General features: G+C 51.9%; 18 protein-coding genes, 2 tRNA genes and 2 rRNA genes. 3 read left to right on the top strand and 19 right to left on the bottom strand.

The annotated features are described in order from the left end of the window. Window positions 1–624: a dihydroxyacetone kinase subunit L gene (gene dhaL, locus GBC03_04695; protein QFS69555.1), complete on the top strand. Its 624-nt coding sequence runs from the start codon at window positions 1–3 to the stop codon at window positions 622–624. A gap of 66 nt (window positions 625–690) precedes the next feature. On the opposite strand, the gene GBC03_04690 is transcribed toward dhaL, so the two are convergent. The 14 genes from GBC03_04690 to ilvL all read right to left on the bottom strand — a co-directional run bounded on the left by GBC03_04690 (window position 691) and on the right by ilvL (window position 14,718). Then, window positions 691–957 carry an HPr family phosphocarrier protein gene (locus GBC03_04690; GenBank protein QFS69554.1) on the bottom strand — a complete coding sequence of 89 codons (267 nt, stop codon included), beginning with the start codon at window positions 955–957 and terminating at the stop codon, window positions 691–693. Between the two features lie 16 nt (window positions 958–973). Further along, window positions 974–1,615 (bottom strand): DAK2 domain-containing protein, encoded by a 642-nt coding sequence (locus GBC03_04685; protein ID QFS69553.1) that lies wholly within the window; start codon window positions 1,613–1,615, stop codon window positions 974–976. A 9-nt stretch (window positions 1,616–1,624) separates the two neighbouring features. Continuing rightward, a complete protein-coding gene (gene dhaK / locus GBC03_04680) occupies window positions 1,625–2,638 on the bottom strand; it encodes a dihydroxyacetone kinase subunit DhaK (protein QFS69552.1) in 1,014 nt (337 codons plus the stop codon). Window positions 2,639–2,682: 44 nt separating this feature from the next. After that, a complete protein-coding gene (locus GBC03_04675; protein QFS69551.1) occupies window positions 2,683–3,345 on the bottom strand; it encodes a class II aldolase/adducin family protein in 663 nt (220 codons plus the stop codon). A 99-nt stretch (window positions 3,346–3,444) separates the two neighbouring features. Beyond that, window positions 3,445–5,508, bottom strand: coding sequence for a PRD domain-containing protein (locus GBC03_04670; protein ID QFS69550.1), 2,064 nt, complete (start codon window positions 5,506–5,508; stop codon window positions 3,445–3,447). 69 nt (window positions 5,509–5,577) lie between these two features. Then, entirely contained in the window at window positions 5,578–6,981 is a 1,404-nt protein-coding gene (locus GBC03_04665; protein QFS69549.1) for a PTS galactitol transporter subunit IIC, read from the bottom strand. Between the two features lie 46 nt (window positions 6,982–7,027). Further along, a complete protein-coding gene (locus GBC03_04660) occupies window positions 7,028–7,306 on the bottom strand; it encodes a PTS galactitol transporter subunit IIB (protein QFS69548.1) in 279 nt (92 codons plus the stop codon). Window position 7,307: 1 nt separating this feature from the next. Then, a complete protein-coding gene (locus GBC03_04655) occupies window positions 7,308–7,814 on the bottom strand; it encodes a PTS sugar transporter subunit IIA (GenBank protein QFS69547.1) in 507 nt (168 codons plus the stop codon). A 253-nt stretch (window positions 7,815–8,067) separates the two neighbouring features. Further along, window positions 8,068–9,612, bottom strand: coding sequence for a threonine ammonia-lyase, biosynthetic (ilvA, locus tag GBC03_04650; protein ID QFS73915.1), 1,545 nt, complete (start codon window positions 9,610–9,612; stop codon window positions 8,068–8,070). Window positions 9,613–9,614: 2 nt separating this feature from the next. Continuing rightward, entirely contained in the window at window positions 9,615–11,465 is a 1,851-nt protein-coding gene (gene ilvD / locus GBC03_04645; GenBank protein QFS69546.1) for a dihydroxy-acid dehydratase, read from the bottom strand. Window positions 11,466–11,625: 160 nt separating this feature from the next. Beyond that, on the bottom strand, window positions 11,626–12,555 hold the full coding sequence (ilvE, locus tag GBC03_04640) for a branched-chain-amino-acid transaminase (protein QFS69545.1): 930 nt from the start codon (window positions 12,553–12,555) through the stop codon (window positions 11,626–11,628). Between the two features lie 18 nt (window positions 12,556–12,573). After that, complete coding sequence (ilvM, locus tag GBC03_04635) at window positions 12,574–12,837, bottom strand: acetolactate synthase 2 small subunit (protein QFS69544.1); 264 nt, start codon at window positions 12,835–12,837, stop codon at window positions 12,574–12,576. Then, window positions 12,834–14,480, bottom strand: coding sequence for an acetolactate synthase 2 catalytic subunit (locus GBC03_04630; protein QFS69543.1), 1,647 nt, complete (start codon window positions 14,478–14,480; stop codon window positions 12,834–12,836). The genes ilvM and GBC03_04630 overlap by 4 nt, the downstream gene beginning before the upstream one ends. 139 nt (window positions 14,481–14,619) lie before the next feature. Then, the gene (gene ilvL / locus GBC03_04625) at window positions 14,620–14,718 is read right to left on the bottom strand and encodes an ilv operon leader peptide (protein ID QFS69542.1); all 99 of its coding nucleotides are present in this window, start codon (window positions 14,716–14,718) and stop codon (window positions 14,620–14,622) included. A 353-nt stretch (window positions 14,719–15,071) separates the two neighbouring features. Here ilvL and GBC03_04620 point away from each other — a divergent pair, with 353 nt between their 5' ends. Further along, on the top strand, window positions 15,072–16,592 hold the full coding sequence (locus tag GBC03_04620; GenBank protein ID QFS69541.1) for a YifB family Mg chelatase-like AAA ATPase: 1,521 nt from the start codon (window positions 15,072–15,074) through the stop codon (window positions 16,590–16,592). 25 nt (window positions 16,593–16,617) lie between these two features. On the opposite strand, the gene maoP is transcribed toward GBC03_04620, so the two are convergent. After that, entirely contained in the window at window positions 16,618–16,956 is a 339-nt protein-coding gene (maoP, locus tag GBC03_04615; GenBank protein QFS69540.1) for a macrodomain Ori organization protein MaoP, read from the bottom strand. Between the two features lie 119 nt (window positions 16,957–17,075). Here maoP and hdfR point away from each other — a divergent pair, with 119 nt between their 5' ends. After that, a complete protein-coding gene (gene hdfR / locus GBC03_04610) occupies window positions 17,076–17,909 on the top strand; it encodes an HTH-type transcriptional regulator HdfR (protein ID QFS69539.1) in 834 nt (277 codons plus the stop codon). Between the two features lie 104 nt (window positions 17,910–18,013). Here hdfR and GBC03_04605 read toward each other — a convergent pair. The 4 genes from GBC03_04605 to GBC03_04590 all read right to left on the bottom strand — a co-directional run bounded on the left by GBC03_04605 (window position 18,014) and on the right by GBC03_04590 (window position 21,359). Beyond that, a tRNA-Trp gene (locus GBC03_04605) sits at window positions 18,014–18,089 on the bottom strand. 8 nt (window positions 18,090–18,097) lie between these two features. After that, window positions 18,098–18,174 (bottom strand) — tRNA-Asp (locus tag GBC03_04600). A gap of 54 nt (window positions 18,175–18,228) precedes the next feature. After that, window positions 18,229–18,344: ribosomal RNA gene (rrf, locus tag GBC03_04595) — 5S ribosomal RNA — on the bottom strand. Window positions 18,345–18,427: 83 nt separating this feature from the next. After that, a 23S ribosomal RNA gene (locus tag GBC03_04590) occupies window positions 18,428–21,359 on the bottom strand. Between the last annotated feature and the right edge of the window lie 107 nt (window positions 21,360–21,466).

Genomic DNA, 21,466 nt, shown 5'->3' with positions numbered 1-21,466 from the left:
ATGAATACCACACAATTTATCGCCTGCCTGCTACACGTATCAGAAGGCATGATCGCCAGCGAGCCTCGCTTGACCACGCTCGATCAGATGATTGGCGACGGCGATCACGGCATTGGTATCAAGCGCGGCTTCACAGCCCTGCATGCGCAACTCGCATCTCCAGATTTTTCTCCAACGGATATCGGGGAATGCCTGCTGAAAAGTGGTACACGACTGATGACCAGCATGGGCGGCGCTTCCGGTGCCATCTTCGGCACCTTGTTCCGCGCGGGAGGGAAAGAATTGACGGGTTGTGTTGAGTTTGACGCCACCACGTTGGCAAAGTGGCTGAACGCTGGTAGTAACGCTATCCATCAGCGTGGTGGTGCGAAGCCAGGGGATAAAACCATGGTCGATGCTCTGGCTGCTGCATCAGAACAGGCCGAAATCGACATTGCCCTGCCGCTACCGCAAGCGTTATCACACTGCGCCCAGGCAGCGATGGCAGGTGCAGAGAGCACTTCCGCAATGGTCGCACGTTTTGGCCGCGCAAAAAATCTCGGCGAACGGTCCATTGGTCATTGCGATCCTGGCGCTGTGTCGATGGCGTTGATTCTGCAGTTTATGGCCGAATTCGCCAATTAGTCTGGTTAACAGAAAACAAAAAACCGGCGCTGTATGCCGGTTTTTAAGGTTGTTTCTGGAGACGCATTAGTCAAAACCAAAACCTTCAGCAAACAATATCTTCAGCTCCTCCATCGCTTCTTCTTCATCGCTACCGCTGCAAATGATCTCCAGCGAACCTTTTCCTTTGATCCCCGCACCCAGGATGCTCATGATACTTTTCCCCTTAATGGTTTTGCCGTCGTAGATCATCTCAATCCGTGATTGATACTGAGCACAGGCTTTAGCCAGAACGCCTGCCGGGCGCGCGTGAATACCGTGCTGATTACTGATCCTCACAACCTCTTTCAACATAGTAGCAATTCCTTTTTCACCGCCCGTCAGCCGGGCAAATAGCCTGAACAAAGTTAAAATAACCCTGTATCAAAAGCTGGGCGACCATCGCGCCCGGGTCGACAAACGATCGGGAACGCTCACCGTGGATAGCCGCACGACCATGTTTAGCCACCATAGTGGTGGTCTGCTGCACGCCCTGCTGCGCCAGCCACAACGCTTCTCGTGCCTGTTTCAGTGGCGCAGCAGGTGAACGCAGCGCTGCCAGCGCCGGAACCATACCGTCAAGAAAAGTCTTTTCGCCCGGCTGCGCCTTACCACGCTGCTGTACGCCGTCAAACCAGGCCTGAAACAACACGCCAGCATCTGACAGAGTCAGGGTCTCTCGCCCCTTTAGCACTTTGCCCACCTGCATCAGGCCAGAGGCCATCAGCGTGCCCATCGTAGAGGGCACCGCTGATGCCATTACCTTGCCCACCTTATAAAAAAAGCGCCCCAAATCGCACTCGTCACTCTGCTGCGCACAGGCATACGCCGCCGCAAAACCATCGCTCATGGTCAGCCCCAGATCTCCGTCGCCGACCACGCTATCCAGTTCTGTCAGCACCTGTTTGTTACTCTGCATCACGTGGGCCCACTCGGCAAAAAGCGGGCGCAGGCTTTCAACATCTAACACCATCTCGCCCCCTTAAGCCGATAACTGCCGGAACATCGGCGTATCGGCTTCGGCATTCAGTAGCGACTTCAGCTCGTCATCCAACGGCATTAGACTAATGGACATCCCGGCCATCTCCATTGCCGTAGCAAACTCACCAACCCAGACTCGGAAGACACGAATATTGCTCTGTGCCAGAATCTGATGCACATGGCGGTACATCAGATACAGCTCTTCCAGCGGCGTCGCGCCAAGACCGTTAATCAGGACCGCCACTTCATCACCCTGCTGGCAAGGCGAGTCGGCCAGCAACCAGGACATCATCTCTTCGGCAATCTTCCCGGCGCTCAGCAGCGGTCCACGACGGATCCCACTTTCACCGTGAATACCCATACCGATTTCCATCTCATTGTCGCCAATGTGAAAACCCGGTTTACCCATTCGCGGGACGATACATGGCGACAGCGCCACACCTAGCGTACGCACGCGATCCCCGGCTTTTTGGGCGATACGCTGTACCGTATCGAGGTCATCCATTCTGGCCGCCGCCGCCCCTGCGCATTTGTAGACAAAGAAAATCCCTGCCACGCCGCGTCGCGTTATCACCCCTTCGCTGCCCGAGGCCGCACCAGCCGAATCGTCAGCAGCGACCACGGTACGGGTACGAATATCGCTCTCCATGTCGGCCATTTCCGCCGCGATGTCAAAATTAAAAATATCGCCATTGTAGTTGCCGTAAAGGTAAAGCACGCCCGCGCCGCTATCCACCGCCTGAGTGACAGCCAGAATCTGCTCCGGTGAGGGTGACTGGAACACATCGCCAATCGCGCAACCGTCCAGCATCCCCCGACCGACATACCCCAGAAACAACGGCAAGTGTCCGGAACCTCCACCGGTGATGATGCCGACCTTTCCCGGTACCGGGCGCGCGGTCACCAGACAATGCCGATCGTCATTAACGAAACCGAAGCGGTCAGGGTGCGCCAGATAAATACCTTCCAGCATCTCCGGAATAAAATCCTCTGCCTGATTGATAAATTTTTTCATGCGTTCTCTCCATGAATTTCCCGCCCGGTGGGCGGGGACGTCGATTAGCAGACAAATTTAATCTGTGACGGGTACGCCCAGCGCTGCAACTCTTCCGCAGCGAAGGACTCTGGCTCTTTACCCCCGTTAATAACCAGCGCGTGGTAATAAATCTGCGCCATCTCTTCGAGGTAGGCAGATTTCAGCACGGCCTCATACGGATCTTTGTCCACGCCAATAGCGCCATGTTTTTCCATCAGAATAGCGTCGGCACGTTTAATCGGTTCAATCACACTGGTCGACAATGCGAGCGTGCCCGGGCGACCATATGGCGCCACTGGGATCATCCCATCTTTCAGATTGAGGATTGCACATTCATACACCACTGCCGGGATAGGCTTATTCAGCACGGCAAATGAGGTAGCATAGAGGGAGTGAGTATGGGAAATGGCGAAAATGTCTGGTCGCGCCTTATAGATCTCAATATGCATCAGACATTCACTGGTTGGGCGTAAACCGGCTTCACTTTCAATCACGTTCGCCTCAACGTCCATCACGACAATATCTCTGGGGGTTAGCTGCATTTTATCGAGGGTGGTCGGGGTCACCAGAATAAGCCCTGAGTCTTTATCTCTTACGCTGGAATTACCCGCTTTATGTTTACATAATCCCCACTGTTGAGCGGTTCTGGCCATTTCAACGACGTGTTTTTTCTGAATCTCTAACATAATATTTATCCTGTGTCAGATGGTAAGGGCGAGCGCTATCGCGACAACCATTGCCGTGATATATCGCTGCAGCGAGAAACTGCAGCAGAGTTTTAATATTTAATGATGGTGGACTAATTCATTAATTAGCGCATATTCATCCAACGCACGGCGAATAACATTTCCGCCATCATAGAACTCAAGAAATTCATTTAATTGCGCAAGCGCCTTAAGGTGCTTCTGCGGATTATGGGTGGCGAGGACGATGATAATATCGGCCTGCATATAATCGGCAATAGCAATCTTATAGGGCAGGCGTAATAGCGCCATGCCGGTATCCAGCGCGCCATCATCAACGCCTGCATGGGCAATAATTACCCCGTCGGCCAGCATGATCCAGGGTTGCTCCTCGGTAATTTTGTGCAGCATGATCTGCACGTAGCGTGACTCAATCACTCCAGAGCGCAACAAAGATTCCGAAGCAAGAGTTATTGCCATCTGCCAGGAGTCGGGTAGTTCAGCGACAAACTGGACGTGTTCTTTCGTGAGCAAATCGGTCAGCGACGGCGTTGGTGGCTCCATGCTGCCTACCGCGTTTGCGGTGTTATTCTCATCGTAGATATAGCTGGCAAGCGCCCTCTGCAGTCCTTTGTGATCGATGATGTTGCCAAAGCGCTCGAAAATCAGCAGTAGCTGTTCAATCTGGATAATGTTTGGGTCTACGCCCTGTAGCGCACTGATCACGTGGTTGCGAAAGGCGCTTTTATGGATGTTGCTGATGGATGGATTTACCACAAAAACGATTTTGCTGGTATTCAGATGAGTGGTGGAGAAGACCACATCATAATGCCCGGTGTAGCGCTCAAACTCGCGTCGGGACAACACATGGGTAAAGTGCAGTTCCGGGAACAATACCTGCAACGTCAAAAACAGATAAGTTGAGATGGTTGCACTATTTTCACACACCACCACCGCTGTTTTCTGTAGATTAATTTGGTGGATAACACCTTCACGCGTCAGCCAACCACCAAACAGCACCGTCAGAAAAGCCATCTCCTCATCGGGAATGACGCAGTGTAATAGCTTCTCAAACGGAACTGCCGCACGGCGCACCATCTCGTGCAGATGGCTAAATTCTTTTACGACCAGATCATAAACACTGCTGGTATTAGGCAAATGATAACGGATGCGATAATAGGCTGGCTTCCAGTGCTGATAGATTTTTTCAATGAGTTCGTTTTTCTCTTTAATCGTGACACAGCTTATTTTTTCAAAACTATCAACCACTGAAACTACACTTTCCAGCAAGATAGTATCAAGATGAAAGTATTTATCGGCGATACTCTGAATATTAGAGCTTTGTATCAATGCTGTAAGAAAAATAAGTTCATTATCACTATTAATATTTATTTTACTAACAACACTTTGCATCAGGGTAAATTCTCTGCTGCGAATGATATCAGCATAACTGCCTGGAATTGTGACCAGGTGCTTACCGGATTTAATTCGGTGTAGGACAAAACTGATAAAATAGATCAATTCCTGAAGTTGACGGTCGGTAAATTGAATTTTAAAACGCTTCTCAATTTCACTAAAAATTTGCCCCACCTTTTCCAGATGCTCACTCATCACATTGTTGTATTGCGCAATGATATTTTTCGCGACAGGAATTTCCAGCACTCGACGCAGGCAGTTCAGCAGAAGATAGCGTTTCTCCAGTTCCTCACCAAGAATATGGTAACCATTACCCCGGTCATAGCTAATCTCCAGACTGTGCGTAATCACCTCCAGGCGCACCTTTTTCAGGTCAGTAATGATGGTGTTCTGACTCACCCCCAGCGATGAAGAGAGATGCAGTAGCGACAGTCTTTCGCTACGCGTCAGCAGCATGAAAATGATCATTTGCCCACGTTCCTCTTCTGAAAAGAGATAACGATGATCGGTTTGCGCAGTCTGATTCTGTCGAAAATGCTCAATCACATGGCGCGGGATATGCAACTTCCCGGTTTTCAGACGATTGATACGATCAAAATGGTTTGATTCCAGATAGTCATTCACCTTCTTCAACGTATAGCTTAATTGCTTTCGCGTCAGGCGAAACTGCTCTTCAAGTTTCGTCCCTGTAATGCCGGGCTCGTTCACGATGGCGTCCAGAACCGCTACGACTCGTTTATCCATAGCCATGTCGACTCTCCTGAGATGAGAAAGTCCGGCAACGGATTCTGCCGCCGGACAGGGAGATAAAATCCCGTGTTACGCTTGTTGAATCTTCTCCTGCTGCTCGGCTTCCTGCTGCGCCAGGCTGCTTTCACGGCGTAATTCGCGGGAGTAGAAGAAGTAGCCGCATCCCCACCAGATGGCGAAAATCAGCGGAACAAGGTTGCCTTCAAGGAATTTAAACAAGAAAGAAAAGGCGTAGGTAAAGACCGGTGCATCAATTGAGCTGTTTGAAATAAGTTGACCCGCCGGAATAGTAATCGCCTTTGTTGCTTGTCCCAGTTCGGTGATCATTGGGGCGAACTGCGTCCCGACAAACAAGAAGAACGGTACGCCAATAATACTCAGGATCACCATGCGCAAGGTATTACCCCTCGTCACCAGATAGGCCGGGACGATCAGGGAAATGTTGATAATACCGGCGAAAGGTAAAATCTTATTGCCGGGCAGAATCAACGCCCAGATGAGTGTGAAAGGAATGGCAACAATAATGGCGAACCAGATTTCACTGGCCCCCCCCATAAACGGCCAGTCAATTCCGACAAACAACTTACGCCCAGAGAATTTCTTGTTCATGTAATCACTGATCGCTTCTGAGATCGGTGACAGCGCTTGCATAAAGAGCTTAGAAATCATCGGGAACAGCACAAGTGCAGTGGCAGCCTGGACGCCCAGCGTCAGCGTTTTCGCTACACTGTAGCCCGCAATAATCCCGAACAAGATCCCCAGAATAAAACCAATAATGTGGTTTTCCGCGAACACCCCTACTTTGGTGCGCAGTGCCGTGGCGTCCATAGGTTTATTACATACGGGGATTTTACGCAGCAACAGATCGAACGGATAGTAAATCGCGCCAAAGAACACCATACGGTGAGTACAGGTCACCCCGGGTATACCCGTTAGTTTTTCTATACGGTGTTGGTGAATGTCCCCAGCGTTAAGTTCAACGATAATCTGGAAGGCGGCAATGAGGAATGCTAATGCCAGGCTCCAGGCAGCACCGAACAGCGGGGTGGTGACGCTGACGACGATAAAGGCGGTGAAAATTTTTCCCCAGACGTTCCAGAGATCCGCGTTAAACGTATTGGTCTTGTTCAGCATCAGCATCACAATGTTCACGCCAACCTGAAGCGGGAACATAGCGAAAGCGTAAGGCCAGGCCCAGGAAATATTCGCCATCGTCGTCCAGCCGCCATCAACGATACTCAGTTCCAGACCAGTACGATTCATCATTGTTTGTGCGGCAACGCCGATAGCATCAACCATAAAACCGATCAGCATACTCATTCCCACAAACGCCACGCCCAGCGTAATCGCTGCCGAAGCAGCATCACGGAATTTCATCCGTACCACCAACCCGGCTAACAGCATAATAAAGGGCACAAAAACCGGCGCACCTAAATTCAGAATGTAATTTATGACTACACCAAGAAAGTCCATAGCACTTCCCCACTAAAAATAATTATACGGATTAAAGAGCTACGCCTTATTTACAGGCATCAATGATCTTTTGTAATTCTTGCTCCATACCCATACCGGTCAAAAATGCAATACCGTTAATCACGGGGATAGGATATTGTTTATCGACTTTAGTAATTGCGATATAAGCAGCACTATCTTTGATATGGCTCTCGAGAGATTTAAGATCAACAACTTCAACTTTAATGTGCGTCTGATTGCGTTCATTCAATAAGCGCATCACTTTACTGGCAACTGTCTGTGAGGTCGCAACGCCGCTTCCACATGCAACAATGACTTTTTTCATCTCATAAATCCTTATTTAATTGCAGTCTTGATGTGAGAGCACAGAGAAAGGTCTCTACATCGTCTATTTCACATAGCGCCTGGACGACCTCTTCATCAGCAAGGCAATCCATCAATTTTTGCAGCGCAGTCAAGTGACTGCTGTGGTCAATAAAACCCAGAAGGACAATAAATTGAATATAGAGCGTGTTATCGTTATTCCCCATTTCCTGCCAGGCGATGGGATGCGATAAACGTGTCACAGAGATAAAGGGATGGAGAATATGTTGCGGGTCAGTATGAGGGAGTGCAATGGCCACTGGCGACGTAGGTAGACCTGTAGGATACAATTGCTCTCGAGTAAGAATGGCGTCAAGGAAAGAGTCGCGGACGTAACCTTTCTCTTTCAACAATAAAAATATAGAAGAAAAAAAATCAGTAGCATTACTGTAATGCTTATTGAGAAACGTGAGTTGAGGCATAAAATATTCACATCCCTGCTCATTCTCATTCACTATATCCGTTTTCATCCGAATATCCTCTCTAACTGCTAAAAATTAACTGAGGACAATATTAATTCAGGAACGATGGTTAAGCGATGAGTATTGCCCCCAAAAGATGAGCTAAGTCTAGCGCAACATGGTGAGCTTTTTATTATGAATTACATCACATTTTTATGGTAGAGATTCATTAACAACAAAAATATTCAACGCAGAAGGTTAAGAGAGGGGAAAAATAAATGGCGAGGGATAACCACTCAGGTTATCCCTCGTTCTGCAGCACTTAACCCGCGAGGAAAAAGCGGAATGCCGGGTTGTTTGTTTCGTCGTGACACTCATAACCCAGTTCTTGCAGTCGCGTTTCGAAATCCGGTTCGTGCTCGCCCAGTTCAAACGCAGCCAGTACACGGCCATAATCCGTGCCGTGACTACGGTAATGGAATAATGAGATATTCCAGTGGGTGCCCAGCGTATGCAAAAACTTGAGCAGCGCGCCTGGAGATTCCGGAAACTCGAAGCTGAATAAGCGCTCCTGTAGCGGCTTAGAGGGACGCCCACCAACCATGTAGCGCACGTGCAGTTTCGCCATTTCGTCATCGGAGAGATCGACCACGCTATAGCCGCCGTCGCGCAGCAGATTCAGGATCTCGGTGCGTTCTTCCATGCCCCTGCTCAGCCGAACGCCGACAAAAATGCAGGCGTTCTTATCATCGGCAAAGCGATAGTTAAACTCGGTGACCGAGCGACCGCCCAGCAACTGGCAAAACTTCAGGAAGCTACCTTTTTCTTCCGGAATGGTTACCGCCAGTAGCGCTTCGCGCTGTTCGCCCAGTTCGCAACGCTCAGAAACATAGCGCAGGCCGTGGAAATTGACGTTAGCGCCGGAAAGGATATGCGCCAGACGTTCGCCGCGAATGTTGTGCTGGGCAACGTACTTTTTCATTCCCGCCAGCGCCAGCGCGCCGGAAGGCTCTGCCACTGCGCGCACATCTTCAAACAGGTCTTTCATCGCCGCGCAAATCGCATCGCTATCCACGGTGATGATGTCGTCGAGATATTCCTGACACAGACGAAAGGTTTCATCCCCAATGCGCTTCACCGCCACGCCTTCTGCAAACAGGCCGACGCGGGGAAGATCGACCGGATGACCCGCCTCCAGCGCCGCTTTCAGACAGGCGGAGTCTTCCGCCTCCACCGCAATGACTTTGATTTGCGGCATCAGCTGTTTGATCAGTACCGCGACGCCCGCCGCCAGACCGCCGCCGCCAACCGGCACAAACACGCGATCGAGATGAGCATCCTGTTGGAGCAATTCCAGCGCCAGCGTCCCCTGACCGGCGATCACCATTGGATGATCGAACGGTGGAACCCAGGTAAAACCCTGCTGCTGCGACAGTTCAATCGCTTTCGCTTTTGCTTCATCAAAGTTTGCACCATGCAGCAGCACTTCGCCGCCGAAACCACGAACGGCATCGACTTTGATATCCGCCGTCGCAACAGGCATCACGATCAGTGCCTTTACGCCCAGACGAGCGGAAGAGAACGCCACGCCCTGGGCATGGTTGCCCGCAGACGCGGTGATCACCCCGTGAGCTTTTTGCGCCTCGGTCAGCCCCGCCATCATCGCGTAAGCACCGCGAAGCTTGAAGCTGTGAACCGGCTGTCGGTCTTCACGCTTCACAAGAATCACGTTATCAAGGCGCGACGAAAGCTTTTCCATTTTTTGCAGCGGTGTCACCTGCGCGGCTTCGTATACCGGCGCGCGGAGCACCGCGCGCAGATATTCTGCCCCTTCCGGGGCAGCTGACAGAGGTTGTGATTCGGCCATCATCAGCCTCCCAGTTTCGATTTATCGCGTACCGCGCCTTTATCGGCGCTGGTCGCCAGGCTGGCATAGGCGCGCAGCGCAAACGACACCTGGCGCTGACGATCTTTCGGTGTCCAGGCTTTGTCGCCGCGAGCTTCCTGCGCTTCACGACGCGCAGCAATTTCCGCATCGCTCAACTGCAGCTGAATGCCACGGTTTGGAATATCAATAGCAATCATGTCGCCATCTTCAATGATCGCGATATTACCGCCGCTGGCCGCTTCCGGTGAAACGTGACCAATGGAGAGGCCGGAGGTGCCGCCAGAGAAACGACCGTCGGTGACCAGCGCACACGCTTTGCCGAGGCCCATCGATTTAAGGAAAGTCGTTGGGTAGAGCATTTCCTGCATCCCTGGCCCGCCTTTTGGCCCTTCGTAGCGGATTACGACCACGTCGCCTGCCACCACTTTGCCGCCGAGGATCGCGTCAACCGCCTCATCCTGGCTTTCATACACTTTGGCCGGGCCAGTGAATTTCAGAATGCTGTCATCCACGCCGGCAGTTTTGACAATGCAGCCATTTTCCGCGAAGTTACCGTAAAGTACCGCCAGGCCACCGTCTTTGCTGTAAGCATGTTCCAGCGAGCGGATACAGCCTTCGGCGCGATCGTCATCCAGCGAGTCCCAGCGGCAATCCTGTGAGAACGCTTCTGTGGTGCGAATACCCGCCGGACCCGCGCGGAACATCTGCTTCACGGCATCATCTTGCGTCACCGTGATGTCGTACTGCTCAAGGGTTTGCGGCAGCGTCAGCCCCAACACGTTTTTCACGTCCCGGTTCAACAGGCTCGCACGATCCAGTTCGCCCAGAATCCCCAACACGCCGCCCGCACGGTGAACATCTTCCATGTGGTATTTCTGCGTACTCGGCGCCACTTTGCACAGCTGCGGCACTTTACGGGAAAGCTTGTCGATATCACTCATCGTGAAGTCGATCTCCGCCTCCTGCGCCGCTGCCAGCAGGTGCAGAACAGTATTGGTGGAGCCGCCCATCGCGATATCCAGCGTCATCGCATTTTCAAACGCCGCCTTGCAGGCAATATTGCGCGGTAGCGCAGAGGTGTCATCCTGCTCGTAATAACGTTTGGTCAGTTCAACAATGCGTTTACCGGCATTGAGGAACAACTGCTTACGGTCGGCATGGGTCGCCAGCAGCGAGCCGTTACCCGGCTGCGACAGGCCCAGCGCTTCGGTCAGGCAGTTCATCGAGTTCGCGGTAAACATCCCGGAACAGGAGCCGCAGGTCGGGCAGGCAGAGCGTTCAACCTGATTGCTCTGATCGTCAGAGACTTTCGGGTCCGCTCCCTGAATCATGGCATCAACCAGATCGAGCTTGATGATTTTGTCAGAAAGCTTGGTTTTCCCGGCCTCCATCGGACCACCGGAAACAAAGATCACCGGAATGTTCAGGCGCAGAGAGGCCATCAGCATCCCCGGGGTGATTTTGTCGCAGTTGGAAATACAGACCATTGCATCGGCGCAATGGGCATTCACCATGTACTCCACCGAATCAGCGATCAGTTCGCGCGACGGCAGTGAATAAAGCATGCCCCCGTGGCCCATGGCGATACCATCATCCACGGCAATGGTGTTGAACTCTTTAGCCACGCCGCCCGATGCTTCAATCTGTTCAGCGACCAGCTTACCGAGATCGCGCAAATGCACGTGCCCTGGCACAAACTGGGTGAATGAGTTCACGACGGCAATGATCGGTTTGCCGAAATCGGCATCGGTCATTCCGGTTGCGCGCCACAGCGCGCGGGCTCCTGCCATATTGCGGCCATGAGTAGTGGTGGCGGAACGGTACTTAGGCATGCTTGATTAACTCCCGTCTGTCTTTCCCCCTATATACTTCACGCCGCAGGTGCGTTGGCTGCCTCGCTCATCCCAGTCACTTACTAAAGTAAGCTCCTGGGAACTCGCTGCGTTGCCGCCTTCCTGCAACGTGAATTATTTGGGGGAAATATTAATTTTGTTATTGGTTTACTGAATCCAACCAGCCCCATTTGTCCTCGGTTTCGCCAGTAAACAGACCGAAGAAAGCTTGCTGGACGCGTTTGGTGACAGGTCCACAGCGGCCTTCGCCTACCTGGATACCGTCAACGCTGCGAACCGGCGTGATTTCCGCCGCTGTACCGGACATGAACACTTCATCCGCCAGATACAGGGATTCGCGGGACAGAACCTGCTCGCGGACTTCAATACCCAGTTCTTTCGCCAGTTTGATGATAGCGTCACGGGTGATCCCCGGCAGCGCGGAAGAGGTAAATGGCGGGGTAAACAGCACACCGTCTTTCACCTCAAACAAGTTTTCACCGGCACCTTCAGAAATGTAGCCATTCACATCCAGCGCGATGCCTTCCTGATAGCCATGACGACGTGCTTCGCTACCTACCAGCAGTGACGAGAGGTAGTTCCCCCCCGCTTTTGCCGCAGTCGGGATTGTGTTTGGCGCGGCACGGTTCCACGAGGAAACCATCGCATCGATCCCTTGTTCCAGCGCTTCGGCACCCAGGTACGCACCCCACGGGAACGCGGCGATAATGACGTCAGTGGTGTATCCCGGAGGTGGATTCACGCCCATCCCCACATCGCCAACAAACACCAGTGGACGAATATAGGCGCTGGTCAGGTTGTTTTTACGGATCACCTCACGGCAGGCTTCCATCAGCTCATCCACACTCTGGGAGACCGGGAAACGATAAATTTTGGCTGAATCATGCAGGCGCTGCATATGTTCGCGATGACGGAACACCACCGGGCCTTTGTGCGAGTCATAGCAACGGATGCCTTCAAATACAGACGTACCGTAGTGCAGCGCGTGGGACATCACGTGAACTTTCGCCTCTTCCCAACGAACCATCTCGCCATTGAACCAAATGTAATCAGCTTTTTTCGTCGTCATTTCTTCTTCCTGTTGCGCTTACGCGCGGATTTGTTGTGATGTGGTTGTGCTCTGGCAGATGGCAACATGTGCCACATCGACCAGCTTACTTAACTGACTAAACAGTAAGTCGACCGACAGCGGACTGGCAACGGTCAATTCAATATTTATATTCTGCGCGTCCCGAGCGGAGCCCATATTCATGGCGCACACCTGAAAACCACGATGGCGTACCACACGTAATACGCGTTCCAGTGTTTCCGGATTAAAGCGAGCTTCTACGGCGACCTGATGTTGCATCATGATAATTTCTCCAGCATTTCAGAATTGCTGGCGCCGGGCGGCACCAGTGGCCAGACATTCTCAAGTTCGTCGATTGAGACATGAAGCAGGTATGGCCCGTCGCTGTTCAGCAGGGTATCGAGTGCCGCTTCAACCTGGTCTTTTCGGGTGATGTGTTGGCCAGGGATGCCGAAGGCGCTGGCTAACGTGAGGAAATCGGGGTTATCGGTCAGGGTGGTTTCGCTATATCGTTCCTGGAAAAACAGCTGCTGCCATTGTCGAACCATACCTAACCGTTGGTTATCCAGTAAGACAATCTTCAACGGTAACTGCTTACGTTTTACGGTGCCCAGCTCCTGAACATTCATCATGAAGGAGCCGTCACCGGAGATACAGATAACGGTGTCGTCCGGTCGCGCAACCTGCGCCCCAACGGCAGCCGGTAAACCAAAGCCCATCGTACCTAAACCGCTGGAGGTGATGAAATTCTCCGGGCGAGTGTACGTCATATGTTGCGCGGACCACATCTGATGCTGACCGACATCTGTCGTCACCACACAGTTGGCTGGTTTACGATCCGACAGTTGTTTCAACAGCAGTGGCGCATAGATAGCTTCCCCTGGATGATCGTAGCGCCAGGTGTGGTCAGTACGCAGTTCCGCATTACGCTGACGCCATTCATTGATGTTGAGCGTCTGTTGCAGAGCTGGCAGCAACGCATTCAAATCGCCCTGCAAGGTGACATGCGCCCGGCGCAGTTTGTTCAGTTCAGCCGGGTCGATATCCATATGAATCACACTGGCGTGCGGCGCGAAGGTATCCAGTTTGCCGGTCACCCGGTCATCAAAACGAGCGCCTACCGCAATCAGCAAATCACACTCCTGCACGGCGAAGTTCGCGGCTTTGGTGCCATGCATGCCCAGCATCCCCTGATAGTAAGGATAGTCCGCCTCGACAGCACCCAATCCTTTCAGCGTACAGGCAACCGGCATTTGCGTTACCGCAATAAACTCACGCAGCGCTGGAACCGCCTGCGCCATCCCGACACCGCCCCCCACGTACAGCATCGGTTTTTGCGCCTGGGCCAGCATTTTTCGCGCCCGCTCAACGTCGGCGTGAGGGAAAACGGCCGCATTTTCGACAGTCGTGAAGTACGGCTCCAACTCCCCTCGGGCTAGTTGGATATCTTTTGGGATATCCACCAGAACCGGGCCGGGACGACCAGAGTTAGCGACTTCAAACGCCTCAGCCATGATGCGCGGCAACTCTTCCAGCGACTGCACCAGAAAACTGTGCTTGGTACAGGCCAGGGACAGCCCCAATACGTCCACTTCCTGAAACGCATCGGTACCGATAAGCGGCGCAGCAACCTGCCCGGTGATCGCCACAACAGGGACCGAATCTAACAGTGCATCTGCAAGTCCGGTGATCAGGTTGGTTGCCCCGGGACCAGAGGTGGCAATGCAGACTCCGGTTTTACCGGTGGAACGGGCATAACCGATGGCAGCGATCGCCGCTCCCTGTTCGTGTCGGCACAGCAGGTGTTCCACGCCACCGTCGTACAACGCATCGTAGACCGGCATAATTGCGCCACCGGGATAGCCGAATACTGTCTCGACACCCTGTGCACGCAACGCATGTACCACCCACTGTGCTCCATTCATAGTTAGTTCCCCGTCGTAAATCTTAAGAAACAGAATTTTATGCTGTTATTCATTTTCTGTTCCTCTGTTGTGTTTTTAAGGTCAAAAAAAACCCCCGGACCTTTCGGTGCGGGGGTCTTAGTTCGTTAAGGCTTGATTTTTAAGCCTTTCCTCGTCCAAGTGCAGCCCCGCACGATGGGATAATAATCACCACCACGCTAATCACGACCAGGCTAATCACTCGTAGAAGGGCTGTCATTTTTGTCTATTCTTGCATCTTGTTCGAAGGAATACCTAAAGAGTTACCATAGATTTCGCCAATAGCACAAGATTTTTTTCTTTTCATTTTTCTGACTCAGCTAACAGATTAGCGAAAACCCATTGTTTTTTATGCAAAAACCAGGAATTGAAAAAATTTCACTTCCGGGGCGGAAGTAAACCCCTTTTTCAAAGCGCCAGGGAAGGGGGAAAACTGACTGTGAGCCCCCTTCCAGTAAAACAGAAAGCTCAGACAAATTGCATTAAAAGTGCGGAAACCACAGCGAATAAACGCCATTCTGCAATGATATTGCAGAGAAGAGTTCAGACATAATAGTGACACCTGGAGGGATTATGTCACTGTCAATTGTTCATACACGCGCTGCGCTGGGGGTGAATGCACCGGCGATTACCATCGAAGTACATATCAGTAACGGTCTGCCCGGTTTAACACTGGTGGGGTTACCAGAAACAACCGTCAAAGAGGCGCGCGACCGAGTACGCAGCGCGATCATTAATAGCGGATATGACTTTCCCGCAAAGAAAATCACCATCAATCTCGCCCCTGCCGATCTTCCTAAAGAGGGCGGGCGATATGATTTACCTATTGCTGTGGCGCTTCTGGTTGCATCTGAGCAGCTTACAACACATAAACTCGACCAATATGAGTTAGTGGGTGAATTAGCGCTTACAGGCGCATTACGCGGCGTTCCCGGCGCCATATCCAGTGCAACCGAAGCGATACGAGCGGGAAGAGGCATTATTGTGGCAAAAGAGAATGAAGAAGAGGTTGGACTGATTGATGGCGAGGGATGTCTGATTGCCGATCATTTACAAGACGTCTGTGCATTCCTGGAAGGAAAGCATGATCTTAGCCATCCTGGAGTTAGCGACGGGACGACCTGCGCGTCATCTGACGATCTCAGCGATGTTATTGGTCAGGAGCAAGGAAAGCGCAGCCTTGAGATCACCGCCGCAGGCGGGCATAACCTGCTGTTAGTTGGCCCACCGGGTACAGGGAAAACGATGCTTGCCAGCCGCCTTAATGGTCTGTTACCGGCGTTGAGTAATGAGGAGGCCCTGGAAAGCGCCGCCATCCTCAGCCTGGTCAACTCAACCAGCGTGCAAAAACTGTGGAAGCAGCGACCTTTTCGCGCGCCGCACCACAGCGCATCCCTGACAGCGATGGTAGGTGGCGGTTCCATCCCCGTACCCGGCGAAATTTCGTTGGCACACAACGGCATACTGTTTCTTGATGAATTGCCTGAGTTTGAACGACGAACATTAGATGCCCTACGTGAACCCATAGAGTCTGGCCAGATCCACCTTTCACGTACGCGCGCTAAGATCACCTATCCTGCGCGCTTTCAACTGGTGGCTGCAATGAATCCCAGTCCCACAGGACACTATCAGGGTAACCATAACCGGAGTACACCAGAACAGACATTACGTTATCTCAGTCGGCTCTCAGGTCCCTTTCTGGACCGCTTTGATCTTTCTCTCGAAATCCCTTTACCACCGCCAGGGATACTCAGCCAGCCCGGTGTAAAAGGAGAAAACAGCTTTACGGTTAAACAGCGGGTCATTGCCGCGCAGGAACGTCAGCATAAACGCCAGGGCAAACTGAATGCGCTCCTGCAAAACAGGGAGATACGTGAACACTGTCCGTTATCGGATGAAGATGCTCTGTGGCTTGAGGAGACACTCATCCATCTTGGGTTGTCCATACGGGCCTGGCAGCGTTTATTAAAGGTCTCAAGGACCATTGCCGACCTTGCGCAAGCCGAACATATTTCGCGGCGACACTTGCAGGAAGCGGTCAGCTACCGGGCGATAGATCGACTGCTTGCTCACTTGCAGAAACAACTGATATAAAAAAAGGGCCTGGGCCCTTTTTTTACTAGTCATCAGACTCTGTGTAGTCCTCAGCACCTTCCATCTGCGGTTTACCGCCGGACAAGGTGTGGAAACGTTTTGGACGCTTGATACGCGTCATGTATTTAGACCAGACACGTTCCGCTTCGGTCACTGGCTCACGTTCACCACGACATACCGCAACAAAGAGCCTCTCTTCTTCGGTAACCGGCTCACGTTTGCCCAGATCCAGCTCATTGAAGGCATAACCATGACGTTCAAGCAGTTGCGCCTCTTTGATGGTGAAATCACCATGACGAGAGAAACCGCGTGGATAATATTTATTGTCGAAATATCGATTAGTCGTCGTAAAGCTTTCCGCCATCCTGCACGCTCCTAATTCTTTTGGCCGAGCTATTTATGGCGCGGAGTATTAGTTACGCTTGACAGAGTGTAAAACAAAACATTTAAATCATAACGACAAATAATTTTGCGGAGAGCACTGTGGATACGGAATTGTTAAAAACTTTCCTGGAAGTTAGCCGAACGCGCCACTTTGGCCGGGCTGCGGAAGCGCTCTACCTGACTCAGTCGGCGGTTAGCTTTCGCATCAGACAGTTGGAAAACCAACTCGGTGTGAATCTTTTTACCCGTCACAGAAATAATATCCGCTTAACGGCGGCCGGCGAGAAGCTTCTGCCTTATGCAGAAACGCTGATGAATACATGGCAGGCGGCACGTAAAGAGGTCGCCCATACATCAAGGCATAATGAGTTTTCAATCGGTGCCAGTGCGTCGCTGTGGGAGTGTATGCTTAACGGCTGGTTAGGGCGCTTGTACCAGTCACAAGAGCCCCAGAACGGTCTGCAATTCGAGGCCCGCATCGCACAGCGTCAGTCACTGGTAAAACAGTTACATGAACGCCAGCTTGATCTACTTATCACCACAGAAGCCCCAAAAATGGATGAATTTAGCAGCCAGTTACTGGGGTATTTCACCCTGGCGTTATATTGCACCAGCCCTTCGACGATGAAAGAGGCGCTTAATTATCTGCGTCTGGAGTGGGGGCCGGATTTTCAACAGAATGAAGTGGGATTAATAGCCGCCGATGAAATTCCGGTACTTACCACCAGTTCTGCTGAACTGGCCAGACAGCAACTCCACGCTCTGAATGGTTGCACCTGGTTACCCACGCGTTGGGCCAAAGAAAAGGGCGAGTTGCATACCGTAGCAGACAGCGCAACACTTTCGCGTCCGTTGTACGCTATTTGGCTGCAAAATAGCGATAAACATGCGCTGATCAAAGATCTTCTAAAGGTAGAGGTACTGGAAGAGTAAGTGTAAATGACGTTGGCAAGGATGCCATTAAAGGAAGAGATCGGTATCTGGAGAGGCGTTCTATAGATAAAAAAAATCCTTAGCAAATGCTAAGGATTATTTTCTGGCAGGGGCGGAGAGACTCGAACTCCCAACACCCGGTTTTGGAGACCGGTGCTCTACCAATTGAACTACGCCCCTAATTAGGGTGGCGGAACGGACGGGACTCGAACCCGCGACCCCCTGCGTGACAGGCAGGTATTCTAACCAACTGAACTACCGCTCCACCGAATTTTTCTACAACCACTGATTTTTACACCAGTTTACTGCTTAATTTGATGCCTGGCAGTTCCCTACTCTCACATGGGGAGACCCCACACTACCATCGGCGCTACGGCGTTTCACTTCTGAGTTCGGCATGGGGTCAGGTGGGACCACCGCGCTACAGCCGCCAGGCAAATTCTGTTTTATCACCCCGTTTCCTCGAAGTGACATAATCTGTTATCAAGCTGAACTGAAAATTCTCTCAAATCCGCCAAAACAGCTTCGGCGTTGTAAGGTTAAGCCTCACGGTTCATTAGTACCGGTTAGCTCAACGCATCGCTGCGCTTACACACCCGGCCTATCAACGTCGTCGTCTTCAACGTTCCTTCAGGACCCTTAAAGGGTCAGGGAGAACTCATCTCGGGGCAAGTTTCGTGCTTAGATGCTTTCAGCACTTATCTTTTCCGCATTTAGCTACCGGGCAGTGCCATTGGCATGACAACCCGAACACCAGTGATGCGTCCACTCCGGTCCTCTCGTACTAGGAGCAGCCCCCCTCAATTCTCCAGCGCCCACGGCAGATAGGGACCGAACTGTCTCACGACGTTCTAAACCCAGCTCGCGTACCACTTTAAATGGCGAACAGCCATACCCTTGGGACCTACTTCAGCCCCAGGATGTGATGAGCCGACATCGAGGTGCCAAACACCGCCGTCGATATGAACTCTTGGGCGGTATCAGCCTGTTATCCCCGGAGTACCTTTTATCCGTTGAGCGATGGCCCTTCCATTCAGAACCACCGGATCACTAAGACCTGCTTTCGCACCTGCTCGCGCCGTCACGCTCGCAGTCAAGCTAGCTTATGCCTTTGCACTAACCTCCTGATGTCCGACCAGGATTAGCTAACCTTCGTGCTCCTCCGTTACTCTTTAGGAGGAGACCGCCCCAGTCAAACTACCCACCAGACACTGTCCGCAACCCGGATTACGGGCCCACGTTAGAACACCAGCCATTAAAGGGTGGTATTTCAAGGTTGGCTCCATGCAGACTGGCGTCCACACTTCAAAGCCTCCCACCTATCCTACACATCAAGGACCAGTGTTCAGTGTCAAGCTATAGTAAAGGTTCACGGGGTCTTTCCGTCTTGCCGCGGGTACACTGCATCTTCACAGCGAGTTCAATTTCACTGAGTCTCGGGTGGAGACAGCCTGGCCATCATTACGCCATTCGTGCAGGTCGGAACTTACCCGACAAGGAATTTCGCTACCTTAGGACCGTTATAGTTACGGCCGCCGTTTACCGGGGCTTCGATCAAGAGCTTCTCCCTAAGGATAACCCCATCAATTAACCTTCCGGCACCGGGCAGGCGTCACACCGTATACGTCCACTTTCGTGTTTGCACAGTGCTGTGTTTTTAATAAACAGTTGCAGCCAGCTGGTATCTTCGACTGATTTCAGCTCCATGAGTAAATCACTTCACCTACATATCAGCGTGCCTTCTCCCGAAGTTACGGCACCATTTTGCCTAGTTCCTTCACCCGAGTTCTCTCAAGCGCCTTGGTATTCTCTACCTGACCACCTGTGTCGGTTTGGGGTACGATTTGATGTTACCTGATGCTTAGAGGCTTTTCCTGGAAGCAGGGCATTTGTTACTTCAGCACCGTAGTGCCTCGTCATCACGCCTCAGTGTTAAAGTGAACCGGATTTACCTGGAACACACACCTACACGCTTAAACCGGGACAACCGTCGCCCGGCCAACATAGCCTTCTCCGTCCCCCCTTCGCAGTAACACCAAGTACAGGAATATTAACCTGTTTCCCATCGACTACGCCTTTCGGCCTCGCCTTAGGGGTCGACTCACCCTGCCCCGATTAACGTTGGACAGGAACCCTTGGTCTTCCGGCGAGCGGGCTTTTCACCCGCTTTATCGTTACTTATGTCAGCATTCGCACTTCTGATACCTCCAGCATGCCTCACAGCACACCTTCACAGGCTTACAGAACGCTCCCCTACCCAACAACACATAGTGTCGCTGCCGCAGCTTCGGTGCATGGTTTAGCCCCGTTACATCTTCCGCGCAGGCCGACTCGACCAGTGAGCTATTACGCTTTCTTTAAATGATGGCTGCTTCTAAGCCAACATCCTGGCTGTCTGAGCCTTCCCACATCGTTTCCCACTTAACCATGACTTTGGGACCTTAGCTGGCGGTCTGGGTTGTTTCCCTCTTCACGACGGACGTTAGCACCCGCCGTGTGTCTCCCGTGATAACATTCTTCGGTATTCGCAGTTTGCATCGGGTTGGTAAGTCGGGATGACCCCCTAGCCGAAACAGTGCTCTACCCCCGAAGATGAGTTCACGAGGCGCTACCTAAATAGCTTTCGGGGAGAACCAGCTATCTCCCGGTTTGATTGGCCTTTCACCCCCAGCCACAAGTCATCCGCTAATTTTTCAACATTAGTCGGTTCGGTCCTCCAGTTAGTGTTACCCAACCTTCAACCTGCCCATGGCTAGATCACCGGGTTTCGGGTCTATACCCTGCAACTTAACGCCCAGTTAAGACTCGGTTTCCCTTCGGCTCCCCTATTCGGTTAACCTTGCTACAGAATATAAGTCGCTGACCCATTATACAAAAGGTACGCAGTCACCCCATAAAGAGGCTCCCACTGCTTGTACGTACACGGTTTCAGGTTCTTTTTCACTCCCCTCGCCGGGGTTCTTTTCGCCTTTCCCTCACGGTACTGGTTCACTATCGGTCAGTCAGGAGTATTTAGCCTTGGAGGATGGTCCCCCCATATTCAGACAGGATACCACGTGTCCCGCCCTACTCATCGAGCTCACAACACATGCACTTTTGTGTACGGGGCTGTCACCCTGTATCGCCGGCCTTTCCAGACCGTTCCACTAACACACATGCTGATTCAGGCTCTGGGCTGCTCCCCGTTCGCTCGCCGCTACTGGGGGAATCTCGGTTGATTTCTTTTCCTCGGGGTACTTAGATGTTTCAGTTCCCCCGGTTCGCCTCGTTAAGCTATATATTCACTTAACGATAGTGCAACGAATTGCACTGGGTTTCCCCATTCGGACATCGCCGGCTATAACGGTTCATATCACCTTACCGACGCTTTTCGCAGATTAGCACGTCCTTCATCGCCTCTGACTGCCAGGGCATCCACCGTGTACGCTTAGTCGCTTAACCTCACAACCCGAAGATGTTTCGTAAAACACCGTCAGCGTTGCGAAAATTTGAGAGACTCGAACACACATTGACTGTGTGTCGTTTCAATTTTCAGCTTGATCCAGATTTTTAAAGAG

The sequence above is a fragment of the Citrobacter telavivensis genome (assembly GCA_009363175.1).
GTDB classification, from domain to species: Bacteria; Pseudomonadota; Gammaproteobacteria; order Enterobacterales; family Enterobacteriaceae; genus Citrobacter_A; species Citrobacter_A telavivensis.
The sequence above is the reverse complement of the archived record's forward strand: the minus strand, read 5'-3'. Positions and strand labels throughout refer to the sequence as shown.